Origin of the sequence: Actinoplanes sp. M2I2, assembly GCF_023544445.1 — a bacterium.
Lineage (GTDB): Bacteria > Actinomycetota > Actinomycetes > Mycobacteriales > Micromonosporaceae > Actinoplanes.
Genome location: NZ_JALPVJ010000004.1, coordinates 502,943 through 523,235 on the forward strand (window position 1 = coordinate 502,943; position 20,293 = coordinate 523,235).

Sequence of the window (20,293 nt, forward strand, 5' to 3'; positions counted from 1 at the left end):
CGGCTCAGTCCTTGGCCGAGGGCTCCGGGTTGATCCGCGCGACGGTCGGTGCGGCCGGCGGAGGAGTCACTGTGGACTTCGCCGGCTTCGCCTCGGGTGCTGCCGTGGCCCGGGGCCGTGGTCGAGGGCGGGCGGCCGACGCGATCTCGGCATCGGTGACGGGACGGGCGGCGACGCCCTTGGGCTTGCCGCTGTTCCTTGGTGCGCCTTCGGAGATCGCGCTGTCCTTCCGGCTGGGGTTCGACTGGTGCGGGATGTCCTGGTCGGCGCCGGTCCGGGCCGCGCGGGGCCGGCCGAAGAGGCTGGACCTCGGCTTCGCCGGCCGGTCGGCGGATGCGGCTCCGGCGGCGGTGTTCCCTGCGGCGGTGTTTCCAGCGGCGGTGACCCCTGCGGCCGTGACCCCTGCGGCGGTGACCCCTGCGGCGGTGACCCCTGCGGCGGTGACCCCTGCGGCCGCGGTCCCTGCGGTCGTGGCTCCGGCGCCTGCGGGCCCGGCGGCGGTGGCCCCGGCGCCCGAGGTGGTGGCTCCGGCGCCTGTGGTGGCGGCCGGGGCGTCCGGGAGCCGGACCGGGGCGGTCGCGGCCGTATCGCCCGAAGTCGTGTGGTGCGGGGTCGCGTCTCCGATGGCGGCGTCGTCAGGGCCGGCGGACCGGGCGGGGGCGATCGCAGCCCGGCGGGATCGCCGGTCGGCGACGGCGCGCGCGATCGCCACGGCCAGAGCGGACCCGGCCAGGCCGGCCAGGACCGCGTACGGGGCGATCAGGTAGGCCGACTCGATGGGGCCCAGGGCGCCGGTGAGGCGGGGGGCCAGGGCCAGGAACGCGATTGCCACCAGCAGCGGACCGGCCGCACCCGAGGTGGCGGCGCCGGCGCCCCGATCGCCGCGGCGGGCCGCCGGAGTGGCGGCCAGCGCCCCGACCAGGAACGCGGCGGCCAGCGTGAGCAGGGCGCTCGGCCAGTAGATCGTGCCGAAGCGCCCGCTGCTGGCCACCTCGGCGAACTGCCAGCTGGTCAGGTAGGTGGCCGAGTCGCGGTTGACGGCCAGCTCGACCACGATGGCGGCGATGGCGAGCGCCCACAGCCAGACGCCGGTGGCCATCAGGTTGGTCGCGACCGGCCGGGACGACACCGCCCAGAAGGCGACGACCAGGCCGAGCAGCAGCCCGACGGCCGCGTAGCCGCCCGCGACGACCTGCGGCGTGAACGTGTCGAGGCGTACGGCCGAGCGGGCCGGAAGCGCGATCAGCGCGACTGCCACCAGGGCACCGACCGCGGCGCAGGCGGCGAGAGCGAAGCGCCAGGCCGCGGTTGTCCGCGGGCCCGGACCACCGCGATAGCGGCTGCCCAGAACCGCGCCGAACACCGTGGCGCTCGCCGTGATCCAGGTGGCCCAGCCGAGGCTGCCCAGCCAGGCGCTGTCGTCGGGAGCGGGCGTCGCCGGCCACACCACCACGCCCAGGCCATAGCCCAGACCCAGCTGCGCGGCGCCCGTTCCGGCGGCGGCGCCCGCCGCGGTGGCTATCCGTGCCGTCCAGCCCTTGTCGGCCATGCGCCGCACTGTAGCGGTACCCGCCGATGCCTGCGAATCGGTCCGTCCCAGCTCATGCATTGGTTTCACCTGTAGCCACCTGGTGTGTTTGTCCCGCGGAGGCCGGACACGTCCCGCAAGATTCGATACGTTGACCCCTGTTGGTGAACGAGCCCGAGGAGTGGCGATGCCGGACGAGAGCGACGAAACGCGACGTTTCTCGCCCGGCGACGGCTCGGGGGAGCCGTCCGGGGCCGAGAACACCGCCGACGCCACCCAGGTGGGTGGCCCGCCGGTCGACCCGGACGCGCTCGACGCCACCCAGGTGGGCGGCCCTCCGGTCGACCCGACCGTCGGCCGCGCCCCGGTGCCGGCCCCCGGCGACGACGACACGCTTCCCGGGCTGGGCAGCCGCGACGACGACACCCTGGACGACGTGCGCCGGGTGCCCACTGTCAGCGACGAACCGACGGTGGTGAGCGGCGGGCCGGGTTCGACCGCTGTCATGCCCCCGGTCGGCGACGACGACTGGGCGCCCAGCCGGGGCAACCCCGCATGGTCGGGACGGGCCGAGGTCCGCGCGCCGCAGCCGGGACGGGGTTATCCCGAGGTCGACTGGGCGGCGTCCGCCCCGTCCCCGCAGCGCGATCGCTGGTGGATGCCGATCGTCGTCGGGATCATCGCGCTCATCCTGCTCGCGGTGCTCGGCTGGGCGGTCTATCTGCTGGTGAACGACTCGGACGAGGACCGGACCCCGGTGCCGCCGCCGGTGAGCAGCGCGGCGGCGCCGACCGAGACGGCCACGACCGAGACGGCCTCGCCGTCGCCCTCGCCGACCACGACGTCACCGTCACCGTCGCCCTCACCCTCGCCGACGCCGACCACGTCGGAGCCGACCAGTGGCGAGGTCACCATCCCGGCGCTGCGCGGTCTGGCGTTGCCCGAAGCCCAGGCGGCCCTGCGGTCGACCGGGCTGGCCTACCGGCTGATCTACCGTCAGGCGCCGGAGGTGCCGGCCGGCACGGTGATCGACAGTGACCCGGTGGAGGGGCAGGAAGTACCACCGGACACGACGGTCACGCTCGTGGTCGCGGCCGAGCCGACGGCGACGCCGACGACGACCGGGCCCACGCAGGACCCGGACGCAGACCAGAACTAGCGGCCCGAACTAGCGGTTGGTGCGAACCGTCCGGGCCGGGATGGAGCCACTGACCAGGCCGGGCTGGCGACCGTTGCGGGCCCGGGGGTCGGGCGCCTTGCCCACCGCCCGCAGGCCGCTGACCTGAACGAAGATCGACCGCCGCTCCACCGCGTCCCCCGCTCCGTTCAGCTCGTATCCGTCCAACCAGATCCAACCCTCGTAGGTCGGCCAGTCGTGGACCCGGATGACACGGAACAGCATCGGCGCCGCAAATTGGACGCTCGCCGCCTTCGTCACGTGGATAACATCACCGGACCGAGGAAGCACGTCATCTCCTGCCCTGAAACTTCGTCGCGGGACGAACCTTGACACGAAAGCACCAAGTGTGCCCGGCAAAAACACCGATGCAAGCTCTCGATGATGCCAATCACCAAAAGCGTTGCACAAAGTCACCGTCACCGATCCCGTCGCCGCCTGGAAGTGGATCAGTCCACCTCGGACGCTTTCAAAGATCGGTTCCCCGTGAACGGTGGAGTATCTGTGCGTTGAGCGGGGCCCGGGTCACGTCGCCCGTTGGAGCGCAGTGACATGGGCCATACCGAAAACATTGCACCACGAGTGCGGTCGATGCAAGTTGCATGTCAGCCCTTCGTGATTACCGATCAGTAGGCAGCGGTCGACTTGAATCGCTAAATGATCGACAGGAGACTGGTTGTTGTGAATCAACACCGCAGTCCCACCATTCGGCGCCGCCGGCTCGGGGTCGAGTTGCGCCGGCACCGGGAGGCGGCCCGCGTCACGATCGACATGGTGGCGGAGCGACTCGGTTGTTCCCCGTCCAAAGTGTCCCGGATCGAAACGGGACATACCAGCGCCACGCCTCAGGACGTCCAGGCCATGATGGACATTTACGGCGTAACGGATGACGTCAAGCAGGAGCTTGTCCAGATTGCCCGAGAAGCGCGGCAAAAGGGTTGGTGGCACCCTTTTTCAACCGTTTTAAGCGGCGCGTATGTCGGGCTTGAGGCTGCGGCGAGGTCGGTCCGCACCTACGAATCCCAGGTCGTTCCCGGTTTGCTGCAGACCGAAGAGTATGCAATTGCGATGATTCGGGCCGCCCGACCGGGGGACAGCGACCAGGAAATCGAACGGCGGGTGCGCGTCCGGATGGAACGGCAGTCGTTATTGATTCAGGACGATCCGATCGATCTTTGGGTGGTGCTCGATGAGGCGGTGGTGAGCCGGCCGGTCGGCGGGGACCAGGTCATGCGTGATCAATTGGCGAGTCTGATCACCGCGGCCCGGTTGCCGAACGTCACGGTGCAGATCGTTCCCTTCGCGGCGGGCGCGCACGCCGGGATGGACGGCACGTTCGCCATTCTCGAGTTCGAGGAGGAGGGCGACGCCGACGTGGTGTTCACCGAGAACGCGACCGGGGGCCTGTTTCTCGAGAAGGCCGAGGAGCTCAGCAAGTACATCTTCATCTTCGACACCATCCGGACGACGGCCCTCCCGCCGGGAGAGTCCATCGAGATGATTCAAATGCTGGCAGAGGAGCCATTGTGGAAATCGAAGCGAAGGGTCTCCGGGTCGATCTGAGCCGGGCGCAGTGGTTCAAGAGCACGCGCAGCGGGCCCAACTCCGACAACTGTGTCGAGGTGGCGTTCGTGGACGAGGCGATCGCGGTCCGCGACTCCAAGAACCCGCAGGGGGCGGCGTTGATCTTCACCGCCGCCGAGTGGGACGCGTTCGTCGGCGGGGCCAAGGACGGCGAGTTCGACCTCTGAGCCCGTCAGGCCCGCCACGGTGCGGCCGGCTCGCCCGTCCGGCACGGGAAGAGCCGGCCGTAGTCATTTCCACGCTCGCCTCGTTGAACGCCAAAAGCGCGGACCGGACCGCGCACACCGGCGGGGTCAATTACCCGAACGAGGGCAAGGCAGACAGATGACGATTGGTTCGGACAACCTCAGCAGCGGCTCGTCCACGGCGCAGGACCGGTTCAGCGGCGGAGTCAGCGCCTACCGGCAGAACCGGCGTGAAGCAGCGCTGGCCACCGACACCGGGGACGGCGAACTGATGTCGCGCGGCAGCTCCTCGGGCCTGCCCACCCGTTCCCCGGGCCGCTCCCACAGCATCGAGTCGACGAGCCCGCTCGACCGCTCGGCCAAGCTGCCGTCGCTCGACCTGCCCGGACTGACCGAGCCGGTCTTCCCGTCGAGCGGCTGGCCCGACGCGGGCTCGTCGCAGTCGATGGCCGACCACCCGCTGCTGCGCGGACTGCTTCTCGAACTCCCGGCCCGCGGCACCCTGCCCCCGTCGGACTGGCTCGACCGCTGGTTCGAGGCGGCGCGGTCGATCCTCGAGCTCCTCTACGTGCAGGAGGCCCGGAAGGGCTGAGGTGGGTGGCGAGCCGGCCGTGCAGGAGGCCCGGAAGGGCTGAGGTGGGTGGCGAGCCGGCGCTCAGCGGGAGTCGACCGGCGCCCGCAGCCGGTTGCGGCCCATCGGAGCCAGGACCTGCAGGCTGAGCCGGCTGTGCCGCAGGCCGGCGCGGATGCCGATCGCCAGGACGGCGAGACCGACCACGGTGATCGCGATGCCGGCCAGGTCGGCGCCGGGGACCGTCACCAGACCGCCGGCGATCGGCAGACCGAGCAGCGTGGCCAGGCCGGTGACCTGCAGCGGGACCAGGATCAAGGGATGAGCCGCGGCCGCTCGCAGGGCGGGCGGCACCGGAGTCTGCGGCGCGCTGGCGAAAGCGCCGGCGCCCCGCCGCACCTGAGTGACCCGGCGCAGCGTGGCGGTGAGCACGATCAGAGCCGGAACAGCCGGCGCGAGAGCCGCGGCCGGAGCCGCCGAGTCACCCGGCAGCAGACCGGTGACCACGGGAACCGCGACGAACACGGCCGCGCCCCCGGCCACCAGCGCGGTGAGAAGGCCGGCCCGGCGGCGCAGCTCGAGCGCCGAACGGGCCGACGGCAGGGCGTCGGCCAGGAGCCCGGCGGTGAGCCAGACGACGATCAGGGCGCCGGCGAGAATGAGGTCCGCGACGATGTTCACATCGACAGCGTTCACCTGTTCGGGCGAGCCGGAAACCGGGTTATCACCCCACCGGCCCCGTAGGGGAAGTGTCGTTGATTACCCCGACCCCCGCTCGCGCCGGGTCACACAGCGAAGGTCGTCACCGGCTCGGTCGCCGGCGCGGGCGGGGTCGCCTTCCACAGACCGCTGCGCTGAGCGGCGAGGCGGGTCAGATAGGCCGGGTTGAGCAGGACATACCGCTTCCACAGCCGCTTCGGCTCGAGGCCCAGCCGCCACAGCCACTCCAGCGCGTACTTCTGCATCCACGCGGGCGGGTTCTTGAGCAGCCCGGCGTGATAGTCGAAGGCGGCGCCGACGGCGAGCAGCGGCATGTCGAGAAGCGGACGCATCGCGTACGTGAAGATCTCCTGGCGCGGGCAGCCCAGCCCGACCAGGACGATGCGGGCGCCGGACGCCTTGATCCGCTCGGCGATCTCCTCGGCCTCCCCGGGATGTGACGTCCGGAACTTGGAGGCTTCCACGCCGGCGATCTTGAGGGCGGGGAACATGTCCTCCAGCGCGGGGACCAGGCGGTCGAGGGTGGGCTGCGTGGAGCCGTACAGATAGATCGGGAGACCCTCGGCGGCGGCCTGCTCGACGACCTTGAGCGTCAGGGTGGGGCCGTAGACGCGGTCGGTCAGGTGGGCGTGGTGCACCAGGTTGAGGGCCCAGCGGACGGGCTGGCCGTCGGGGGTGACCAGGTCGAAGGAGTTGAGGCGGCGGTTGTGCGCCTTGTCCTGTACGCCGGTCATGACGCCGTGGACGGCCAGAGCGGTCACCGCGTAGGGGCGGCGTTCCCGTGCGGCCTCGAGGATCCGGCTCGTCGCGTCGGCGTAGGTGGTGACGTCCACGAGCACGCCGAGCACGCTGCGCTTGCCGGTGTCGGTTGCGGCCTGGTCGGCGATCACGATGCGGCTCCTGGTGGTGATGTCCCCGGCGAAATACCGGCGCCGAGCATAACGAGTCCTCTCCGAGCATGCGCGCATGCCGCCACGCCCTCGGCGAGCTTGTCGCCCGGAAGAACAACCGACCGGCCACCGGCCCTGTTCCGCGCCGAGATCACCCAGCCCGCACCAGCCGAGATCACCCGGCCCGCACCAGCCGAGATCACCCGGCCTGAACCACTTGTTCAGGGCCTCGGTGCCGCGCCCGGGATCCCCCGTCGCCATGTTGGAACCACACCGTGACCAAGTCACACAGAGCAACATTCGCCCCGATTTTGATCACCGTCCAGCACCCCGCGTAGGGAGATCCATATCTCCCCCGACCAAAGATTTCCACCAGACGGCCATTCGGCCACTCAACTTCAGCCCCCAGTACCCAGAGCTCAAGCCACCCGGCATAAGAGGGCCGGCCCGCCGGCGTCCAAGCTCAAGCCACCCGTGCAGAAGTGCAGGCAAGCCAAGCCACCAACGCGCTCGGCGCCGCCATCAAAACGAGAACTCAAGGCCGCCGACACCGTGAGATATCCCTCGGCGCCCAGCCCATCCATCAGGCCGGCACAGGTAGCAGGTCCAGCGCAGGTAGCAGGTCCAGCGCAGGTAGTAGGCCAGCGCAGCCAGCAGGTCTCAGCGCAGCCAACGAACCCAGCGCGACCACCGCACCGCGGGGTTTCAGGGGGCTCGGCCCCCTGAGTAGATATGACGAGGCGCCGAGGTCCGCGCTTCCCAGCGGACACTCGGCGCCTGCGACTCGTGGGGATGGGGGGAGTTGAACCCCCACGTCCTTTCGGACACACGGACCTGAACCGTGCGCGTCTGCCATTCCGCCACATCCCCGTGGCCTTTATGAAGCCGGCCCTAGGGCCTGCCGTTTTTGTTACTGGCTGCGACAGACTACGCTGTCGCAGGTCACCAAGCGAGTTGATATCGCCCGTGACGCCAGGGAAGACTAGCACGGCGTCTACGGGTGTCATACGAGGGTCAGAAGTGCCGGTCGCTCTTGCGCAACAGATGCGCAAGCGGCGGCCGGATACCATCATGTCCTCGGAAGCCGAGGAGGAGCCGGTGAGCGTGCTGCAGCGCTTTGAAAAGCGATTGGAAGGCCTGGTCGAAGGGGCCTTCGCCAAGGTGTTCAAGGGTGTCGTGCACCCGGTGGAGATTCTGAATGCCATGCAGCGGGAGGCCGAGGCACACAAGGCCATCCTTGCCGGTGGCCGAACGCTGGTGCCCAACCGCTATGTGATCGACCTGTCTCCGTACGACCACAGCCGGTTGGCGCCGTACGCCGCCGCGCTGGCTCAGGAGCTGGCGCAGTCCCAGGCCGAGTTCATCGGTGAGCAGGCCTGGACCGTCTACGGCGACGTGATCGTCGAGATCGAGCGGGGCGACGGGCTCGACACGGGCATGTTCCGGGTCACCGCCGAGGTCTACACCGGTGGCGAGGTCGCCCCGGTGCAGCAGCCGGCCTATGACGCCGGTCCGCAGTACCCGCCGTACGAGCAGCAGCAGCAGCACGGCGGCTACCAGCCGCAGGGCGGCGGCGGCGGCGTGCCGAACGGGCGCGGTGGCGTGGGCCTCATCTCCGGTGACGGGCGCACCTACCCGTTGCAGATGGGCTCGACCGTGATCGGCCGGGGCGACCAGGCCAACCTGCGCCTGCCCGACGTCGGTATCTCGCGCCGGCACGCCCGGCTCGACTACGACGGCAACCAGGTGGTGCTGACCGATCTGGGTTCGACCAACGGCACGATGGTGAACGGTCAGCGGGTCTCGGCTGTGGCGCTCAACCCGGGCGACATGATCCAGCTGGGCACCACCACGCTCACGTTCCGAGTGGACGGCTAGACACCTTGCCCGAATTCGTCCTCACCGTCGCCCGGTTCGGCTTTCTCATCCTTCTGTGGATCTTCGTGTTCACAGTCGTCGGGGTGATCCGCCGGGATCTCTTCGCTGGGGTCCGGTCCAAGAGCATCGTCGCCAGCCCTCGGGGGGTGGGTGGCGCGATTCCCGAGGGCCGGCCGGCGAAGGCGAAACGCGGTAAGGCGGCAAGGCAACTTGTGGTCACCGCCGGCAATCTCGCCGGCACGCGTATCACGCTGGGCGAGGCTCCGATCACCATCGGCCGGGCCGAGGATTCGACTCTCGTCATCACCGACGACTTCGCCTCGGCGCGGCACGCACGGCTCGTCCCGCGGGATGGTCAGTGGTTCGTCGAGGATCTTGGCTCGACGAACGGCACCTATCTCGACCGCGGTAAGGTCTCCGGACCTACTCCCGTCCCCCTTGGCGTGCCGATCCGCATCGGCCGCACTTCCCTCGAGTTACGGCCATGACCCTGACCCTGCGCTATGCCGCTCAGAGCGACCGCGGTCTGATCCGAGACCTGAACCAGGACTCCGTCTACGCCGGGCCGCGGCTTCTCGCTGTCGCCGACGGTATGGGCGGCATGGCTGCTGGTGACGTCGCGTCCAATATCGTCATCGCCGCGATGGCGCCGCTCGACGAGGACGTCCCCGGGGACGCCATGGTCGATGCGCTGCGTCACGCGGTGGGGACGGCCAACCAACATCTCCGCGACACTGTCGACGCCAATCCGCAGCTCGAGGGCATGGGCACCACGCTGACCGCGGTGCTCTTCTCGGGCAGCAAGTTCGGCATGGTGCACATCGGTGACAGTCGCGCCTACCTGCTCCGCAACAACGAGTTCGCCCAGATCACCAAGGACGACACGTACGTCCAGATGCTGGTCGACGAGGGCCGGGTCAGCCCCGAGGAGGCGAGCAGCCACCCGCAGCGGTCGCTGCTCACCCGTGCGCTCGACGGCCGCGACATCGACCCGGAGTACTCGGTCCGCCAGGTGCTCAAGGGCGACCGCTACCTGATCTGCAGCGACGGCCTCTCCGGCGTGGTCAGCTCCGACACCATCGGGCAGGCGATGCGCGAGCTCACCGACCCGCAGGCCTGTGTCGAGCGGCTGGTGCAGCTGGCGTTGCGCGGCGGTGGTCCCGACAACATCACCGTCATCATCGCCGACGCGACCGACGCCGACATCGTCGAGCAGGCTCCGATCGTCGGCGGCGCCGCCTCGATCGACCGGGGCAACAACACGGTCGCCGACAGCTCGACCTCGGCCGCCCGGGCCGCCGCTCTGCAGGCGCCGCGCCCGGCGCAGCCGCAGCCCGAAACCGAGAACTACGCCGAGCCGGAGCCCAAGGGCCACCCGGTACGCGCCACGTTGCTCGCGCTTCTACTGCTCGGTGTGCTCGGCGGCGGTCTGTGGCTCGGCTACGAGTACACACAGAAGCAGTACTACGTCGGCGCGACCGAGGCCGGTCAGATCGCGATCTTCCGGGGGGTGCCCGGTCAGATCGCCGGGCTCGACCTGTCCAGCGTCAACGAGACCAGCCCGTCCCGGCTCGACGACCTCACCACGGTCGCGCAGGAACGGGTCAAGGAGGGCATCCACGCCGACGACCGGCCGGATGCCCAGCGCATGATCGCCGAGCTGACCGACGACGTCGCGTCGAACCCGAACCTCAAGCCGCTCTGCGTCACGCCCACCACCGCGCCGTCGGCGCCGCCCACGTCCCCGCCGCCGGGCACGCCGGCCGCCGGGGCGAGCGCGCGTCCGGGCAGCACTCTGGCCGGCAACGCCACGGGCGTCCCGGCCAACGGTCCCGCTCCGAGCGGCTCCGGCCGGTCGGTGCCGTCCTCCGTGCCCACCACCACGCCGTCCGCTCAGGCGTCCGAGTCCGCGCCCGCTGCCGATCCGGTCGGGTGCCGGACCGTCAACTGAGCTTCGGCTCGACCATGTCTGGGGATTCTTCTTGACCGCGCCCGCCGTACCTGCCTCCTCGCCCGCCTCCACGGGCGAGATGGCGCGTATCCCGGGAATGAAGACCCAGCGCAATGCCGAGCTGGGTCTGCTCGCGTTCGCCATGGTGCTGGTGGCCGCGTACGGCGCCACCGTCGAGGCGGCCCGGATCGGGGAGATCACCCCGACGTTCTGGGTGCCGGCCGCTCTGCTGAGCGTCCTGTTCCTCGGGCTGCACGTGGTGGTGCGCTACACCGCCCCGTACGCCGACCCGGTCCTCATCCCGGCGGTCGCGCTGATCAACGGGCTGGGCGTGGGGTTCCTGCGGCGGCTCGACATCGGCGACGCGCTCGGTGACAAGGAGCCGATTCCGGGGATCTTCTCGGGCATCGGCGGCCGCCAGCTGGCCTGGACCCTGATCTCGCTGATCCTCGCGGCGGTCCTGCTGCTGGTGGTCCGCGATCACAAGGTGGTCTCCCGGTACGCGTACACGCTGGGTCTGACCGGCATCGTCCTGGTGATGATCCCGGCCGTGCTGCCCGCCAGCATCTCCGAGGTCAACGGCGCGAAGCTCTGGGTACGGATCGGGTCGTTCTCGATCCAGCCCGGTGAGTTCGCCAAGCTGGCCCTGGTCTCGTTCTTCGCCTACTACCTGGTGCGAAAACGGGAGGTGCTCTCGCTGGCCAGCCGGCGGGTCCTGGGCATCGACCTGCCGCGTGGCCGCGACCTGGGCCCGGTCGTCACGGTGTGGCTGCTCAGCCTCCTGGTCCTCGTCTTCGAGAAGGACCTGGGCACGGCGCTGCTCTACTTCGGCCTCTTCGTCGTGACGCTGTACGTGGCCACCGAGCGGGCCAGCTGGCTGATCATCGGTCTGCTGCTGTTCTTCGGCGGCGTCTACGTGGCCTACCTGCTGGGCGCCTCGGTCGGCGGCCCGTTCGCCAACTTCTACGACCGCGCCCAGGTCTGGCTCGACCCGTTCTCGTCGGCCAACTACAACCGCGAGTTCGGCAACAGCTACCAGCTGGTGCAGGGCCTGCTCTCGCTCGGCACGGGCGGGTTGTTCGGCTCGGGCCCGGGCGCCGGCCTGCCGCGGTTCGTGCCCGAGGTGCAGAACGACTTCATCTTCGCCGGCATCGGTGAGGAGATCGGTCTGTTCGGCCTGTCCGCGCTGCTGGCTCTCTACCTGCTCATCGTCGAGCGTGGCCTGCGGTCGGCGCTGGCCGTGCGGGACTCGTTCGGCAAGCTGGTCGCCGGTGGCCTGTCGTTCACCCTGGGTTTGCAGATCTTCGTCATCCTGGGTGGTATCACCGGGCTGATCCCGCTGACCGGTCAGACGACACCGTTCCTCTCCGCCGGCGGATCGTCGCTGATGGCCAACTGGCTGCTGATCGCCATGCTGCTGCGGATCTCGAACGCGGCGCGCGGACCGGCGGCCGGCGGCGGATCGGACCGGCCCGGTGGCGGCGGAAAGAAAGCACCGGCGCAGCTCCACGGCGCCATGACGGAGGTGATCAAGCCGTGAACGCACCACTTCGGCGGGCCGGCGTGGTCATCCTCGTCCTGTTCGCCCTGCTTTTCGCCAATCTCAACTGGGTGCAGGCGTACAAGGCCGACGACTACCGCACGAGCGACTACAACCGCAGGGTCGTGGTCGCCCAGTACGAGCGGCCGCGCGGCATCATCGAGGCCGGCGGCACCGGCGTGGCGACCAACCGGTCGACCGACGACGCCCTGAAGTACCTGCGCGTCTACCCGCGCAAGGAGGTCTACGCGCCGGTGCTCGGTTACCGTCCGGTCGGCCTGGGCGCGACCGGCATCGAGCACTCCGAGAACGACTTCCTCTCCGGCGAGAGCGACAAGCTCTTCGCCGACCGGGTCAAGGACATGTTCACCGGCAACAACACCGGTGGCGGCAACGTGCTGCTGACGATCAACTCCAAGGCGCAGGAGACGGCCTGGAAGGAACTCGTCAACAACGAGCGCGGCGTCGACAAGGGCGCGGCGATCGCGATCGACCCACGTACGGGCGCCGTGCAGGCCATGGTGTCGATGCCCAGCTTCGACCCGAACACGCTGGTCACCCATGACGAGAAGGCGGCCGCGGCGGCGTACGGCAAGCTCAACAAGGACCCCGACCAGCCCCTGCTCAACCGGACGACGGCCGAGACGCTGCCGCCCGGTTCGACGTTCAAGGTGATCGTCTCGGCGGCCGCCCTGCAGAACGGCTACACGACGGAGAGCGAAATCGAGGCCGGCCGCGAGTACCGGGAGAGCGGCGCGGTCATCCGCAACTCCGAGGACGAGGTCTGCCCGGGTGGTCAGATCGACCTGAAGGAAGCGCTGACCGAGAGCTGCAACACCGGCTACGCCCGGCTCGGCGTCACCCTGGGCCGCGACAAGGTGCTGGCCGCGGCCAAGAATTTCGGTTTCCAGGACGACCAGCTGACCGTCGGCAACCTCGAGGGTGGCGGCCTCCCGGTCGCCGCCAGCGACACCGGCAAGATCACCAACCCGGACGGCACCGTCGACAAGGGCGCGCTGGCCCAGTCCTCGATCGGCCAGCGGGACGTGCGGATGACGCCGCTGCAGGGCGCGATGATCGCCGCGGCCGTCGCCAACGGGGGCAAGCAGCAGCGCCCCTACCTGGTGCAGAAGCTGCTCACCCCCGACCTGCGCACGATCTACACCGCCAACCCGAAGACGCTGCGGACGCCGGTCAACGAGCAGGTGGCCAGCGACCTCAAGGACATGATGGTCAGCGTCGTCCAGAACGGCACCGGTCGGCGCGCCCGGATCAGCGGCATGGAGGTCGGTGGCAAGACCGGAACGGCGGAGAACGCGGCGGGCGCCGACCCGCACGGCTGGTTCATCGGCTTCGCCTTCGACGACAAGGGTGAGGCGGTTTCCGCGGTCTGCGTCATGCTGGAGAACGTGCCCGGCGGACACGCGAGTGCCGAGGCGGCCCGGATCGCCGGGCTCATCATGAAGGCCGCGGCCGGTCGGGGAGGGGACTGAGCATGATCAGCCCTGGGGTGACCCTCGGCAGCCGGTACCGCCTCGACGAGCGGATCGCCGGCGGTGGGATGGGTGATGTCTGGCGTGGCACCGACGAGGTGCTGGGCCGGACGGTCGCTGTCAAGATCCTGCTGCCCGCCCTGCTCGACGAGCCCGGCTTCGCCGAGCGGTTCCGGGGCGAGGCCCGCACCATGGCCACGATCAACCACCCCGGGGTCGTCGACATCTACGACTACGGCAGCGACCAGCAGCTCGCGTTCCTGGTCATGGAGTACGTCGAGGGCGACGCCCTGTCCCGCACGCTGAGCCGGGTCGGCCGGCTGACCCCGGCCCGCACGATGGCGCTGATCGCCCAGGCCGCCGACGCGCTGCAGGCGGCGCACGCGAACGGCATCGTGCACCGCGACGTGAAGCCCGGCAACCTGCTCGTGCGCCCCAACGGCACGCTGGTGCTGACCGACTTCGGTATCGCCCGCTCGGCGCTGGTCGGGCAGCTCACCGTGGCCGGCTCGGTGCTGGGCACGGCCTCGTACATCTCACCCGAGCAGGCGTCCGGCGCGGTCGCGACGCCCGCCTCGGACGTGTACGCGCTCGGGGTGGTCGCCTACCAGTGCCTGTCGGGGCACCGGCCGTTCGACGGCTCGACCCCGATGGAAATCGCGATGAAGCACGTCCGGGAGAACCCGCGGCCGCTGCCCGGTGACATCCCGCCCCCGGTGCGCGTCATCGTCGACCGGGCGCTGGCCAAGGACCCGAACGCCCGCTGGCCCTCGGCCTCGGCCCTCGCGGCCGTCGCCCGGCAGGCGGCCGCCTCGCTGGCCTCTTCGGCGGCCCAGCCCGCCGGTCAGGCGACCCGGATCGCCGGTCCGGTCAGCTCCCCGGGCGGACGCCCACCGACCGGCGCGCCGATCTCGAGCTCGCCGATGTCCGGTGCGAGCCGTCCGCCGTACCCGCCGGTTCCGCGCCCCGTCTCGGGCGCGCGCGGCGCCGCCCCGGTGCCGTCGGCTCCGCCCGCTCAGCCCGCCCGTCAGCCCGTTCAACCGCAGGCCTACCGTCAGCCGTACCCATCACCGGCGACGCCGGCCGCCAAGCCGCAGAGCTCCGGCGGACGGCAGGTGCTGATCGTGCTGGCTGTGGTCCTCGCGCTGCTGGTTCTGCTCTGCGCCGGAGTGATCTCGTTCCTCTACAAGCAGGGCCAGATCAACGGCGCGCCGAGCGGCACGGCCGTCGTCCACACGGGCGTCATCAGTGGGGATCCACAGGTGGCGTCGTACCGTCTAACCATGCAGGCGGGCGCAGACCCCGGCTGGATAAAAGCTAACGAAGGACGACAGACGCTATGACGGCGCAGGCCCGCCTGCTCGGTGGCAGGTATCAGGTCGGCGAGCTCCTGGGCTACGGCGGCATGGCCGAGGTGCACCGCGGACGCGACCTCCGGCTCGGCCGTGACGTGGCGATCAAGATGTTGCGGACCGATCTGGCCCGTGACGCGACGTTCCAGGAACGCTTCCGGCGCGAGGCCCAGAACTCGGCTGCCCTCAACCACCCCGCGATCGTCGCCGTCTACGACACCGGCGAAGAGATCTCCTCGACCGGCGAGAAGCAGCCGTTCATCGTGATGGAGTTCGTCAACGGGCGGACCCTCAAGGAAGTGCTGGCTCAGGAGCAGCGCCTTCCGACGCGCCAGGCCCTCGAGTACATCGCCGACATCTGCGCCGCCCTGGAGTTCAGCCACCGGCACGGCATCATCCACCGGGACATCAAGCCCGGCAACGTGATGATCACGCAGACCGGCCAGGTCAAGGTCATGGACTTCGGCATCGCCCGCGCCCTGGCCAGCGGGGCCACGACCATGACGCAGACCAGCGCGGTCATCGGCACCGCCCAGTACCTCTCACCCGAGCAGGCTCGCGGTGAGGCGGTCGACGCCCGCTCCGATGTGTACGCGGCCGGCTGTGTGCTCTTCGAGCTGCTGGTCGGCAACCCGCCGTTCGTCGGGGACAGCCCGGTCAGCGTCGCCTACCAGCACGTGCGCGAGGAGCCCAAGGCGCCGAGCGAGATCAACCACGAGGTTCCCCCCGACGTCGACGCCATCGTGCTCAAGGCGCTCGCCAAGAACCCGCTCAACCGCTATCAGAGCGCTCAGGAGATGCGCGCCGACGCGCTGCGGGCCGTCGCCGGCCGGCCGGTCCTGGCCACCCCGGTGATGTCGCAGGCCGAGACCATGGCCATGCAGGGCCCGCCGCAGTGGCAGCCGCAGGGCGCCACGACCATGCAGCGCCCCCTGGCCGGTGGTCCGCCGGGTCCGCCGGAACGCCGGTCGTCCTCGTGGGTGTGGGCGGCCCTGGCGGCGCTGGGTGTGCTGGTGGTGGTCGTGCTCGGCGTGGCGCTGCTCAAGGAACGCGACAACGACAACACGAACACGGCCGGCGAGACCCCCACCTCGGCGCCGGTCACCTACAAGATGCCCGACCTCTCCGGCAAGACCGACGCCGAGGCCGTGAGGGCCCTGGCCGGCGCCGGCATCACCGAGTACGACGCCGATTCCCCGGAGTTCAGGTCCGACTGCAAGGGCACCGTCATCAAGCAGGTCCCCAAGGCGGGCTCGCAGGTCGGCGCCGACGACAAGGTGACCTACCAGCTGTGCCAGAAGCCCGAGCGGGTCGAGGTGCCCAACCTGGTCGGCTCGACCAAGGAGAGTGCCCAGAGCCAACTGCGCGGCCTCGGCTTCAAGGTCGACCCGCAGGACGTGGACAGCACCAAGCCGCCCGGCATCGTCACCGAGGTGGAGAAGGCCGGCCGCGAGGTCGACCCGGGCACGACGATCACGATCAAGGTGTCGAACGGTCGCCTGGTCAAGGTGCCCGACGTGGTCGGCAAGCCGCAGGGGACGGCGGTCGGCATCCTCGAGAACGCCGGCCAGTTCAACGTCAGCTTCACGGAGGTCGAGGGCGAGGGCGAACCGGGCACGGTGACCGAGCAGACCCCCAGGGCGAACACGGTCGCCGAGAAGGGTGACCAGGTGACGCTCACGGTCATCGTTCAGCCCGACGAGCCGGGCGAGACCGACCCCACCGACCCGACCGAGACCGAGTCGCCCGGCACGGGCAACGGCGGGGGCGGCACAGGCGCGAACGGCTTGATCGGCAACGCGATCGGCACGGCCCGCCGACCATGAGCTGAAGGGGAAACGGCCCGCCGGGAGGCGGGCCGTTTTCTTATGCCGTGGCGAACGCGGCGCGGCGGCGGGTCTCGACCTCGGCGGCCAGCGGAGGCGCCTTCTCGAGAGCCTCGGGCAGGCCGCAGGCGGCGAGCCAGTTGGCCAGCATGGTGTGGCCGCCCTCGGTCAGCACCGACTCGGGGTGGAACTGCACGCCCTCGATCGGCAGTTCGCGGTGGCGCATCGCCATCACCACGCCCGACTCGGTGCGGCCGGTCACCTCGATCTCGTCGGGCAGCGTCTCGGGCACCACGGCCAGCGAGTGGTACCGCGTGGCGGTGAACGGCTCGGGCAGCCCGGCCAGCACGCCCTCGCCGCCGTGGTGCACCTCGGAGGTCTTGCCGTGCAGCAGTTCGGGCGCGCGGGTGACGGTGGCTCCGAACGCCGCGCCGATCGCCTGATGACCGAGGCAGACGCCGAACATCGGCACCTGCCCGGCGTACGCCTTGATGACGTCCATCATGATGCCGGCGCGCTCCGGGGTGCCCGGCCCGGGTGACAGCAGGATGCCCGCGGCGCCGAACGTGCCGACGTCGGACACCTCGATCTCGTCGTTGCGCCGCACCTCGCACTCGGCGCCGAGCTGGCCCAGGTACTGCACCAGGTTGAAGACGAAGGAGTCGTAGTTGTCGATCACCAGGATGCGCATGTCAGTTACCAGGAATCTGGCCACCGTTGGCGGCCTCGGAGGGGTGCGGCTGATTCGACTCGGTGCTGTACGGGATCTCCTCGGGCGCCTCGTGGTCGGGGTCGCCCGGAACGGTCACGTCGGCGTCGTCGCCGCCGGTGGAGCCGACCTGCTCGGTGCCGGTGCCGACCTGCACGTCGTCGAAGGGCAGCAGCGGGGTGGCCCACGGGAACACCACGTACCAGAGCAGCGCCGTGGTGGCCGCGGCGAGGCTCAGCGAGCCGGCCAGCTTGCCCCAGAAGCCGAACGGCAGCTTGCGCCAGATCCAGGCGTACATCCCCGTCACGCCCCCTTGATCTCGGCCGGCATGCCCGCCTGGGGCTGCTTCTGGTCACGCTTGCTGGTGGAGACCAGCTCGGCGTGGACGATGAGCCGCTCGTAGTTGTTGTACTTGGGGTTGCACGTGGTCAGCGTGAGCAGCGCCTTGGACGGCTTGGCCTTGGGCTTGCCCGGCACCGGGGCGACGACCTCGACAGCGGTGGGCTTGACCACCTCGTTGGTGTAGACGCGGTAGACGTACCAGTTGGAGCGGGTCTCCACACCGATCACGTCACCGGACCTGAGCTCGTCGAGCCGCCAGAAGATCTTCTTGATCCGGTGGCCGGCGACCGAGAAGTTGCCGACCTGGCCCGGTTTCGCGGACTCCGGATAGTGGCCGGGGGCGTAGCGGATGTCGTCGGGCTGCACGCCGTCGACGACCACCCACTCCTTGTCGAGCTTGGGGATGTAGAGCCGGCCGACCAGGTTGCTGCCGGGGGCCGCGGGCGCCTTGGTGGCTGCCGCCGCCGGGGTCGGGCCCACGGTCGGGTCGTTCCAGACCTCGTCGAGCTCGGTGTCGAGGGCGTTCTGCTCGTCCTGCACCTTGGCCGAGTTGCCGAAGACCTCGTAGCCGGCGAAGAGCAGCACGATCAGGCCAAAGGTGATCATGAGCTCGCCGGAGACCCGGATCGCGCCGCGGATGCGCGACCCGACGGTCGGGCGGGTCATCTCGGAGTAGACGCTCTTGTAGCCCTCGCCGGTCTGCTCGGGACGCAACTTGACGACCCTCTCGCCGCGCTTGGGTGGCTCCTGCACGGGCTGCTCCTCCACGGGAGGCCTCGCTGTGCCCGGCCCCGCGGGCGAGACCGAGGCGGCGCCGAGGGCGGCGTTCGGCTCTGCTTTCGCCTTCGCGGACTGGGCGGCGAGACCGGGAACCGCGGAGAGGAGCGCGGTCGGGGCCTGAAGCGGTGGGGGGTGCTCGTCCGGGCGTTTCACCGCGGACAGCATGCCGGTGGGGGCGTCCGACGCCCGGATCACCGCCGTCTCGCGGGAATCGCCCTGAGCCGGGCCGGAGGGCGCCGGAGTGCCGAAGGCAGGGCCGCCCTGGGGTACGCCGTCGAACGCGCGGCTCGGGGCCGGTGAGGCCGCGGCGTGCGGTGGTGCGGCGGCAGCGGCCCGGCCCGTCGGCGGATTTCCGGCCGCGGCGAAGAACGGCTGAGCGGGCGGTGCGTCCTCAGCCGCGGCGAAGAAGTCGAAGTCGGTGCGCGCCGGAGGTTCGGGCCGGCGGGGTTCCGAGTGGGTGGCTTGCTGGCTCGGCCCGGGAGCGGCGCTCGGGGGCGGGCCCGGGATCCGGCGCTGCACTTCCTCGTCGGTGCGCAACACGGCCGTCTCGGCGGCCGACGGGGGAGCGGGCGGAGGCGTCGGCGGGGAAGCGGCCGGAGGCGTCGGCGCGAAGGTCTGCCGGGTGGCCGGACCCTGATCGGTCCGGCTGCCCAGCCCGATCTGAGGGGCGAGGGGACCGCCCGGGACCCCGTCCGGCGAGGCGTCGGTGATCCGGGGGATGTACGCCGTCTGGGCCTCGGCGTCGGGCGCGCGGTGCCGACCCGACCCGGCCCCGCCGGGCGAGTGGTCCGGAGCGGCCATTACCCGGCGACCCGCGCGGATCGGAGGTCACTCGACCCGTCGTACGCCCGCACTGTCACGTTCCTCTCGACGGTTTCCGTATAACCGAGGCCGAAGTCAGCGACCGCATCCTTGAATTGCCGGACTCCTTCCGCCGACTCCAACGCGCGACGCATCGCTGTGGGTTCGCCGATCGCCGAGATCCGGAACGGCGGAGAGAAGACCTGGCCGTGAAGGAGCAGCGTGTTGCCGACACAGCGTACCGCGCTGGTGGAGATGACGCGGACATCCATGATCGACATTGCCTCGGCCCCACCAGCCCAAAGAGCATTGACGACAGCCTGAACGTCACCCTGGTGGACGACAAGATCGTCATTGTCGGGAGCGTTCGCGGCCACGAAATCATTGCTGCGGCGCGACGAGTCGTCGAGGCTGACGGTGAGCCCGGGGCCCTGCAGCGCGGTGAAGCCGGCCGGGCCTCGGAGCCCGTCGGCTCCTTCGCGGGCCTGCTTGACCGGGCCGTCGACCTCGGCCAGGCGGGCCGTGTCCTGGTCGACCGCGGCGCGAAGTTTCGCGGCGGTCTGCTCGCGCGCGTCCAGGCGGACCCGCTTGTCGGCGATCAGCTGGGCCAGTTGCGGGCGGCGGTCGTCGCGCAGGGCGGTGCCGTCCGCGGTCGTCGCCGAGGTCGTGAACAACAGGCCCGCGGCCAGGGCGATCAGGGGGACGACGACCGACCAGCCGCGCATCCGCCGGACCGGTCGGTGCGGCCGCAGACCCGTCCACGCGCGGCGCAGAACGAGCCGCCACGAGGGTGTGCCGGTGGTGTATTCCACGTCCTCGAGCCCCCTCGAAAATCGCACCGGACATTTTCCTAGCCCGGCGGGTGCCGGTGTTCCGGCCGACTTGACTACGCTAGCTGTCGAACATTAATCGCCACGGGCAGCATTCGGGATCTCCGGAGCCGCTCAGGGGTGGGTTGTTCACCAC

General features: G+C 70.4%; 19 protein-coding genes and 1 tRNA gene. 11 read left to right on the forward strand and 9 right to left on the reverse strand.

Features of this window, described 5'->3' with window-relative positions; all coding sequences use genetic code 11:
• Positions 1–4 precede the first annotated feature (4 nt).
• Positions 5–1,549 carry a Hansenula MRAKII killer toxin-resistant protein 1 gene (locus HJC40_RS10255; protein ID WP_250000608.1) on the reverse strand — a complete coding sequence of 515 codons (1,545 nt, stop codon included), beginning with the start codon at positions 1,547–1,549 and terminating at the stop codon, positions 5–7.
• Between the two features lie 166 nt (positions 1,550–1,715).
• Here HJC40_RS10255 and HJC40_RS10260 point away from each other — a divergent pair, with 166 nt between their 5' ends.
• A complete protein-coding gene (locus tag HJC40_RS10260; RefSeq protein ID WP_250000609.1) occupies positions 1,716–2,687 on the forward strand; it encodes a Stk1 family PASTA domain-containing Ser/Thr kinase in 972 nt (323 codons plus the stop codon).
• A 9-nt stretch (positions 2,688–2,696) separates the two neighbouring features.
• Here HJC40_RS10260 and HJC40_RS10265 read toward each other — a convergent pair whose 3' ends face one another.
• Positions 2,697–2,996 (reverse strand): hypothetical protein, encoded by a 300-nt coding sequence (locus HJC40_RS10265; protein WP_250000610.1) that lies wholly within the window; start codon positions 2,994–2,996, stop codon positions 2,697–2,699.
• Between the two features lie 390 nt (positions 2,997–3,386).
• On the opposite strand from HJC40_RS10265, the gene HJC40_RS10270 reads away from it, so the two are divergent.
• The 3 genes from HJC40_RS10270 (at position 3,387) to HJC40_RS10280 (ending at position 5,066) form a co-directional block, all read left to right on the forward strand.
• Positions 3,387–4,268, forward strand: coding sequence for a helix-turn-helix transcriptional regulator (locus HJC40_RS10270; protein WP_250000760.1), 882 nt, complete (start codon positions 3,387–3,389; stop codon positions 4,266–4,268).
• Positions 4,238–4,456, forward strand: coding sequence for a DUF397 domain-containing protein (locus tag HJC40_RS10275; protein WP_374271526.1), 219 nt, complete (start codon positions 4,238–4,240; stop codon positions 4,454–4,456). Before HJC40_RS10270 ends, HJC40_RS10275 begins: the two co-directional genes overlap by 31 nt.
• A gap of 157 nt (positions 4,457–4,613) precedes the next feature.
• On the forward strand, positions 4,614–5,066 hold the full coding sequence (locus HJC40_RS10280) for a hypothetical protein (RefSeq protein WP_250000612.1): 453 nt from the start codon (positions 4,614–4,616) through the stop codon (positions 5,064–5,066).
• A 63-nt stretch (positions 5,067–5,129) separates the two neighbouring features.
• Here the strand turns inward: HJC40_RS10280 and HJC40_RS10285 are convergent, their stop codons facing one another.
• The 3 genes from HJC40_RS10285 to HJC40_RS10295 all read right to left on the reverse strand — a co-directional run bounded on the left by HJC40_RS10285 (position 5,130) and on the right by HJC40_RS10295 (position 7,525).
• On the reverse strand, positions 5,130–5,726 hold the full coding sequence (locus HJC40_RS10285) for a hypothetical protein (protein WP_250000613.1): 597 nt from the start codon (positions 5,724–5,726) through the stop codon (positions 5,130–5,132).
• A gap of 104 nt (positions 5,727–5,830) precedes the next feature.
• Positions 5,831–6,652, reverse strand: a complete 822-nt coding sequence (locus tag HJC40_RS10290; RefSeq protein ID WP_250000761.1) for a WecB/TagA/CpsF family glycosyltransferase — start codon at positions 6,650–6,652, stop codon at positions 5,831–5,833.
• Between the two features lie 790 nt (positions 6,653–7,442).
• Positions 7,443–7,525: transfer RNA gene (locus HJC40_RS10295), tRNA-Leu, on the reverse strand.
• Between the two features lie 201 nt (positions 7,526–7,726).
• On the opposite strand from HJC40_RS10295, the gene HJC40_RS10300 reads away from it, so the two are divergent.
• The 7 genes from HJC40_RS10300 (at position 7,727) to pknB (ending at position 16,695) form a co-directional block, all read left to right on the forward strand.
• A complete protein-coding gene (locus tag HJC40_RS10300; protein ID WP_250000614.1) occupies positions 7,727–8,533 on the forward strand; it encodes a DUF3662 and FHA domain-containing protein in 807 nt (268 codons plus the stop codon).
• A gap of 5 nt (positions 8,534–8,538) precedes the next feature.
• The gene (locus HJC40_RS10305) at positions 8,539–9,021 is read left to right on the forward strand and encodes an FHA domain-containing protein (protein WP_250000615.1); all 483 of its coding nucleotides are present in this window, start codon (positions 8,539–8,541) and stop codon (positions 9,019–9,021) included.
• Entirely contained in the window at positions 9,018–10,484 is a 1,467-nt protein-coding gene (locus tag HJC40_RS10310; protein WP_250000616.1) for a PP2C family serine/threonine-protein phosphatase, read from the forward strand. The genes HJC40_RS10305 and HJC40_RS10310 overlap by 4 nt, the downstream gene beginning before the upstream one ends.
• Positions 10,485–10,563: 79 nt before the next feature.
• Positions 10,564–12,024 carry an FtsW/RodA/SpoVE family cell cycle protein gene (locus HJC40_RS10315; RefSeq protein ID WP_250000762.1) on the forward strand — a complete coding sequence of 487 codons (1,461 nt, stop codon included), beginning with the start codon at positions 10,564–10,566 and terminating at the stop codon, positions 12,022–12,024.
• A complete protein-coding gene (locus tag HJC40_RS10320) occupies positions 12,021–13,517 on the forward strand; it encodes a penicillin-binding protein 2 (RefSeq protein ID WP_250000617.1) in 1,497 nt (498 codons plus the stop codon). Before HJC40_RS10315 ends, HJC40_RS10320 begins: the two co-directional genes overlap by 4 nt.
• Before the next feature lie 2 nt (positions 13,518–13,519).
• A complete protein-coding gene (locus tag HJC40_RS10325; protein ID WP_250000618.1) occupies positions 13,520–14,860 on the forward strand; it encodes a serine/threonine-protein kinase in 1,341 nt (446 codons plus the stop codon).
• Positions 14,857–16,695, forward strand: coding sequence for a Stk1 family PASTA domain-containing Ser/Thr kinase (gene pknB, locus HJC40_RS10330; RefSeq protein WP_250000620.1), 1,839 nt, complete (start codon positions 14,857–14,859; stop codon positions 16,693–16,695). The genes HJC40_RS10325 and pknB overlap by 4 nt, the downstream gene beginning before the upstream one ends.
• A 40-nt stretch (positions 16,696–16,735) precedes the next feature.
• On the opposite strand, the gene HJC40_RS10335 is transcribed toward pknB, so the two are convergent.
• The 4 genes from HJC40_RS10335 to HJC40_RS10350 are packed head-to-tail and all read right to left on the reverse strand — an operon-like array spanning position 16,736 to position 20,139.
• On the reverse strand, positions 16,736–17,386 hold the full coding sequence (locus tag HJC40_RS10335) for an aminodeoxychorismate/anthranilate synthase component II (protein WP_250000622.1): 651 nt from the start codon (positions 17,384–17,386) through the stop codon (positions 16,736–16,738).
• Between the two features lies 1 nt (position 17,387).
• Entirely contained in the window at positions 17,388–17,702 is a 315-nt protein-coding gene (locus tag HJC40_RS10340; protein WP_250000763.1) for a hypothetical protein, read from the reverse strand.
• 5 nt (positions 17,703–17,707) lie between these two features.
• A complete protein-coding gene (locus HJC40_RS10345) occupies positions 17,708–19,327 on the reverse strand; it encodes a class E sortase (RefSeq protein ID WP_250000624.1) in 1,620 nt (539 codons plus the stop codon).
• On the reverse strand, positions 19,327–20,139 hold the full coding sequence (locus tag HJC40_RS10350) for a DUF881 domain-containing protein (RefSeq protein WP_250000764.1): 813 nt from the start codon (positions 20,137–20,139) through the stop codon (positions 19,327–19,329). The genes HJC40_RS10345 and HJC40_RS10350 overlap by 1 nt, the downstream gene beginning before the upstream one ends.
• Positions 20,140–20,293: the final 154 nt, after the last annotated feature.

What these genes read in the sequence shown, in the direction of transcription:
- HJC40_RS10260 (WP_250000609.1), top strand. Translation starts at nt 1,716, where the DNA reads ATGCCGGACGAGAGCGACGAAACGCGACGTTTCTCGCCCGGCGACGGC.
- HJC40_RS10255 (WP_250000608.1), bottom strand. Translation starts at nt 1,549, where the DNA reads ATGGCCGACAAGGGCTGGACGGCACGGATAGCCACCGCGGCGGGCGCC.
- HJC40_RS10315 (WP_250000762.1), top strand. Translation starts at nt 10,564, where the DNA reads ATGGCGCGTATCCCGGGAATGAAGACCCAGCGCAATGCCGAGCTGGGT.
- HJC40_RS10300 (WP_250000614.1), top strand. Translation starts at nt 7,727, where the DNA reads ATGTCCTCGGAAGCCGAGGAGGAGCCGGTGAGCGTGCTGCAGCGCTTT.
- HJC40_RS10280 (WP_250000612.1), top strand. Translation starts at nt 4,614, where the DNA reads ATGACGATTGGTTCGGACAACCTCAGCAGCGGCTCGTCCACGGCGCAG.
- HJC40_RS10310 (WP_250000616.1), top strand. Translation starts at nt 9,018, where the DNA reads ATGACCCTGACCCTGCGCTATGCCGCTCAGAGCGACCGCGGTCTGATC.
- HJC40_RS10335 (WP_250000622.1), bottom strand. Translation starts at nt 17,386, where the DNA reads ATGCGCATCCTGGTGATCGACAACTACGACTCCTTCGTCTTCAACCTG.
- HJC40_RS10340 (WP_250000763.1), bottom strand. Translation starts at nt 17,702, where the DNA reads ATGTACGCCTGGATCTGGCGCAAGCTGCCGTTCGGCTTCTGGGGCAAG.
- HJC40_RS10325 (WP_250000618.1), top strand. Translation starts at nt 13,520, where the DNA reads ATGATCAGCCCTGGGGTGACCCTCGGCAGCCGGTACCGCCTCGACGAG.
- HJC40_RS10345 (WP_250000624.1), bottom strand. Translation starts at nt 19,327, where the DNA reads ATGGCCGCTCCGGACCACTCGCCCGGCGGGGCCGGGTCGGGTCGGCAC.
- pknB (WP_250000620.1), top strand. Translation starts at nt 14,857, where the DNA reads ATGACGGCGCAGGCCCGCCTGCTCGGTGGCAGGTATCAGGTCGGCGAG.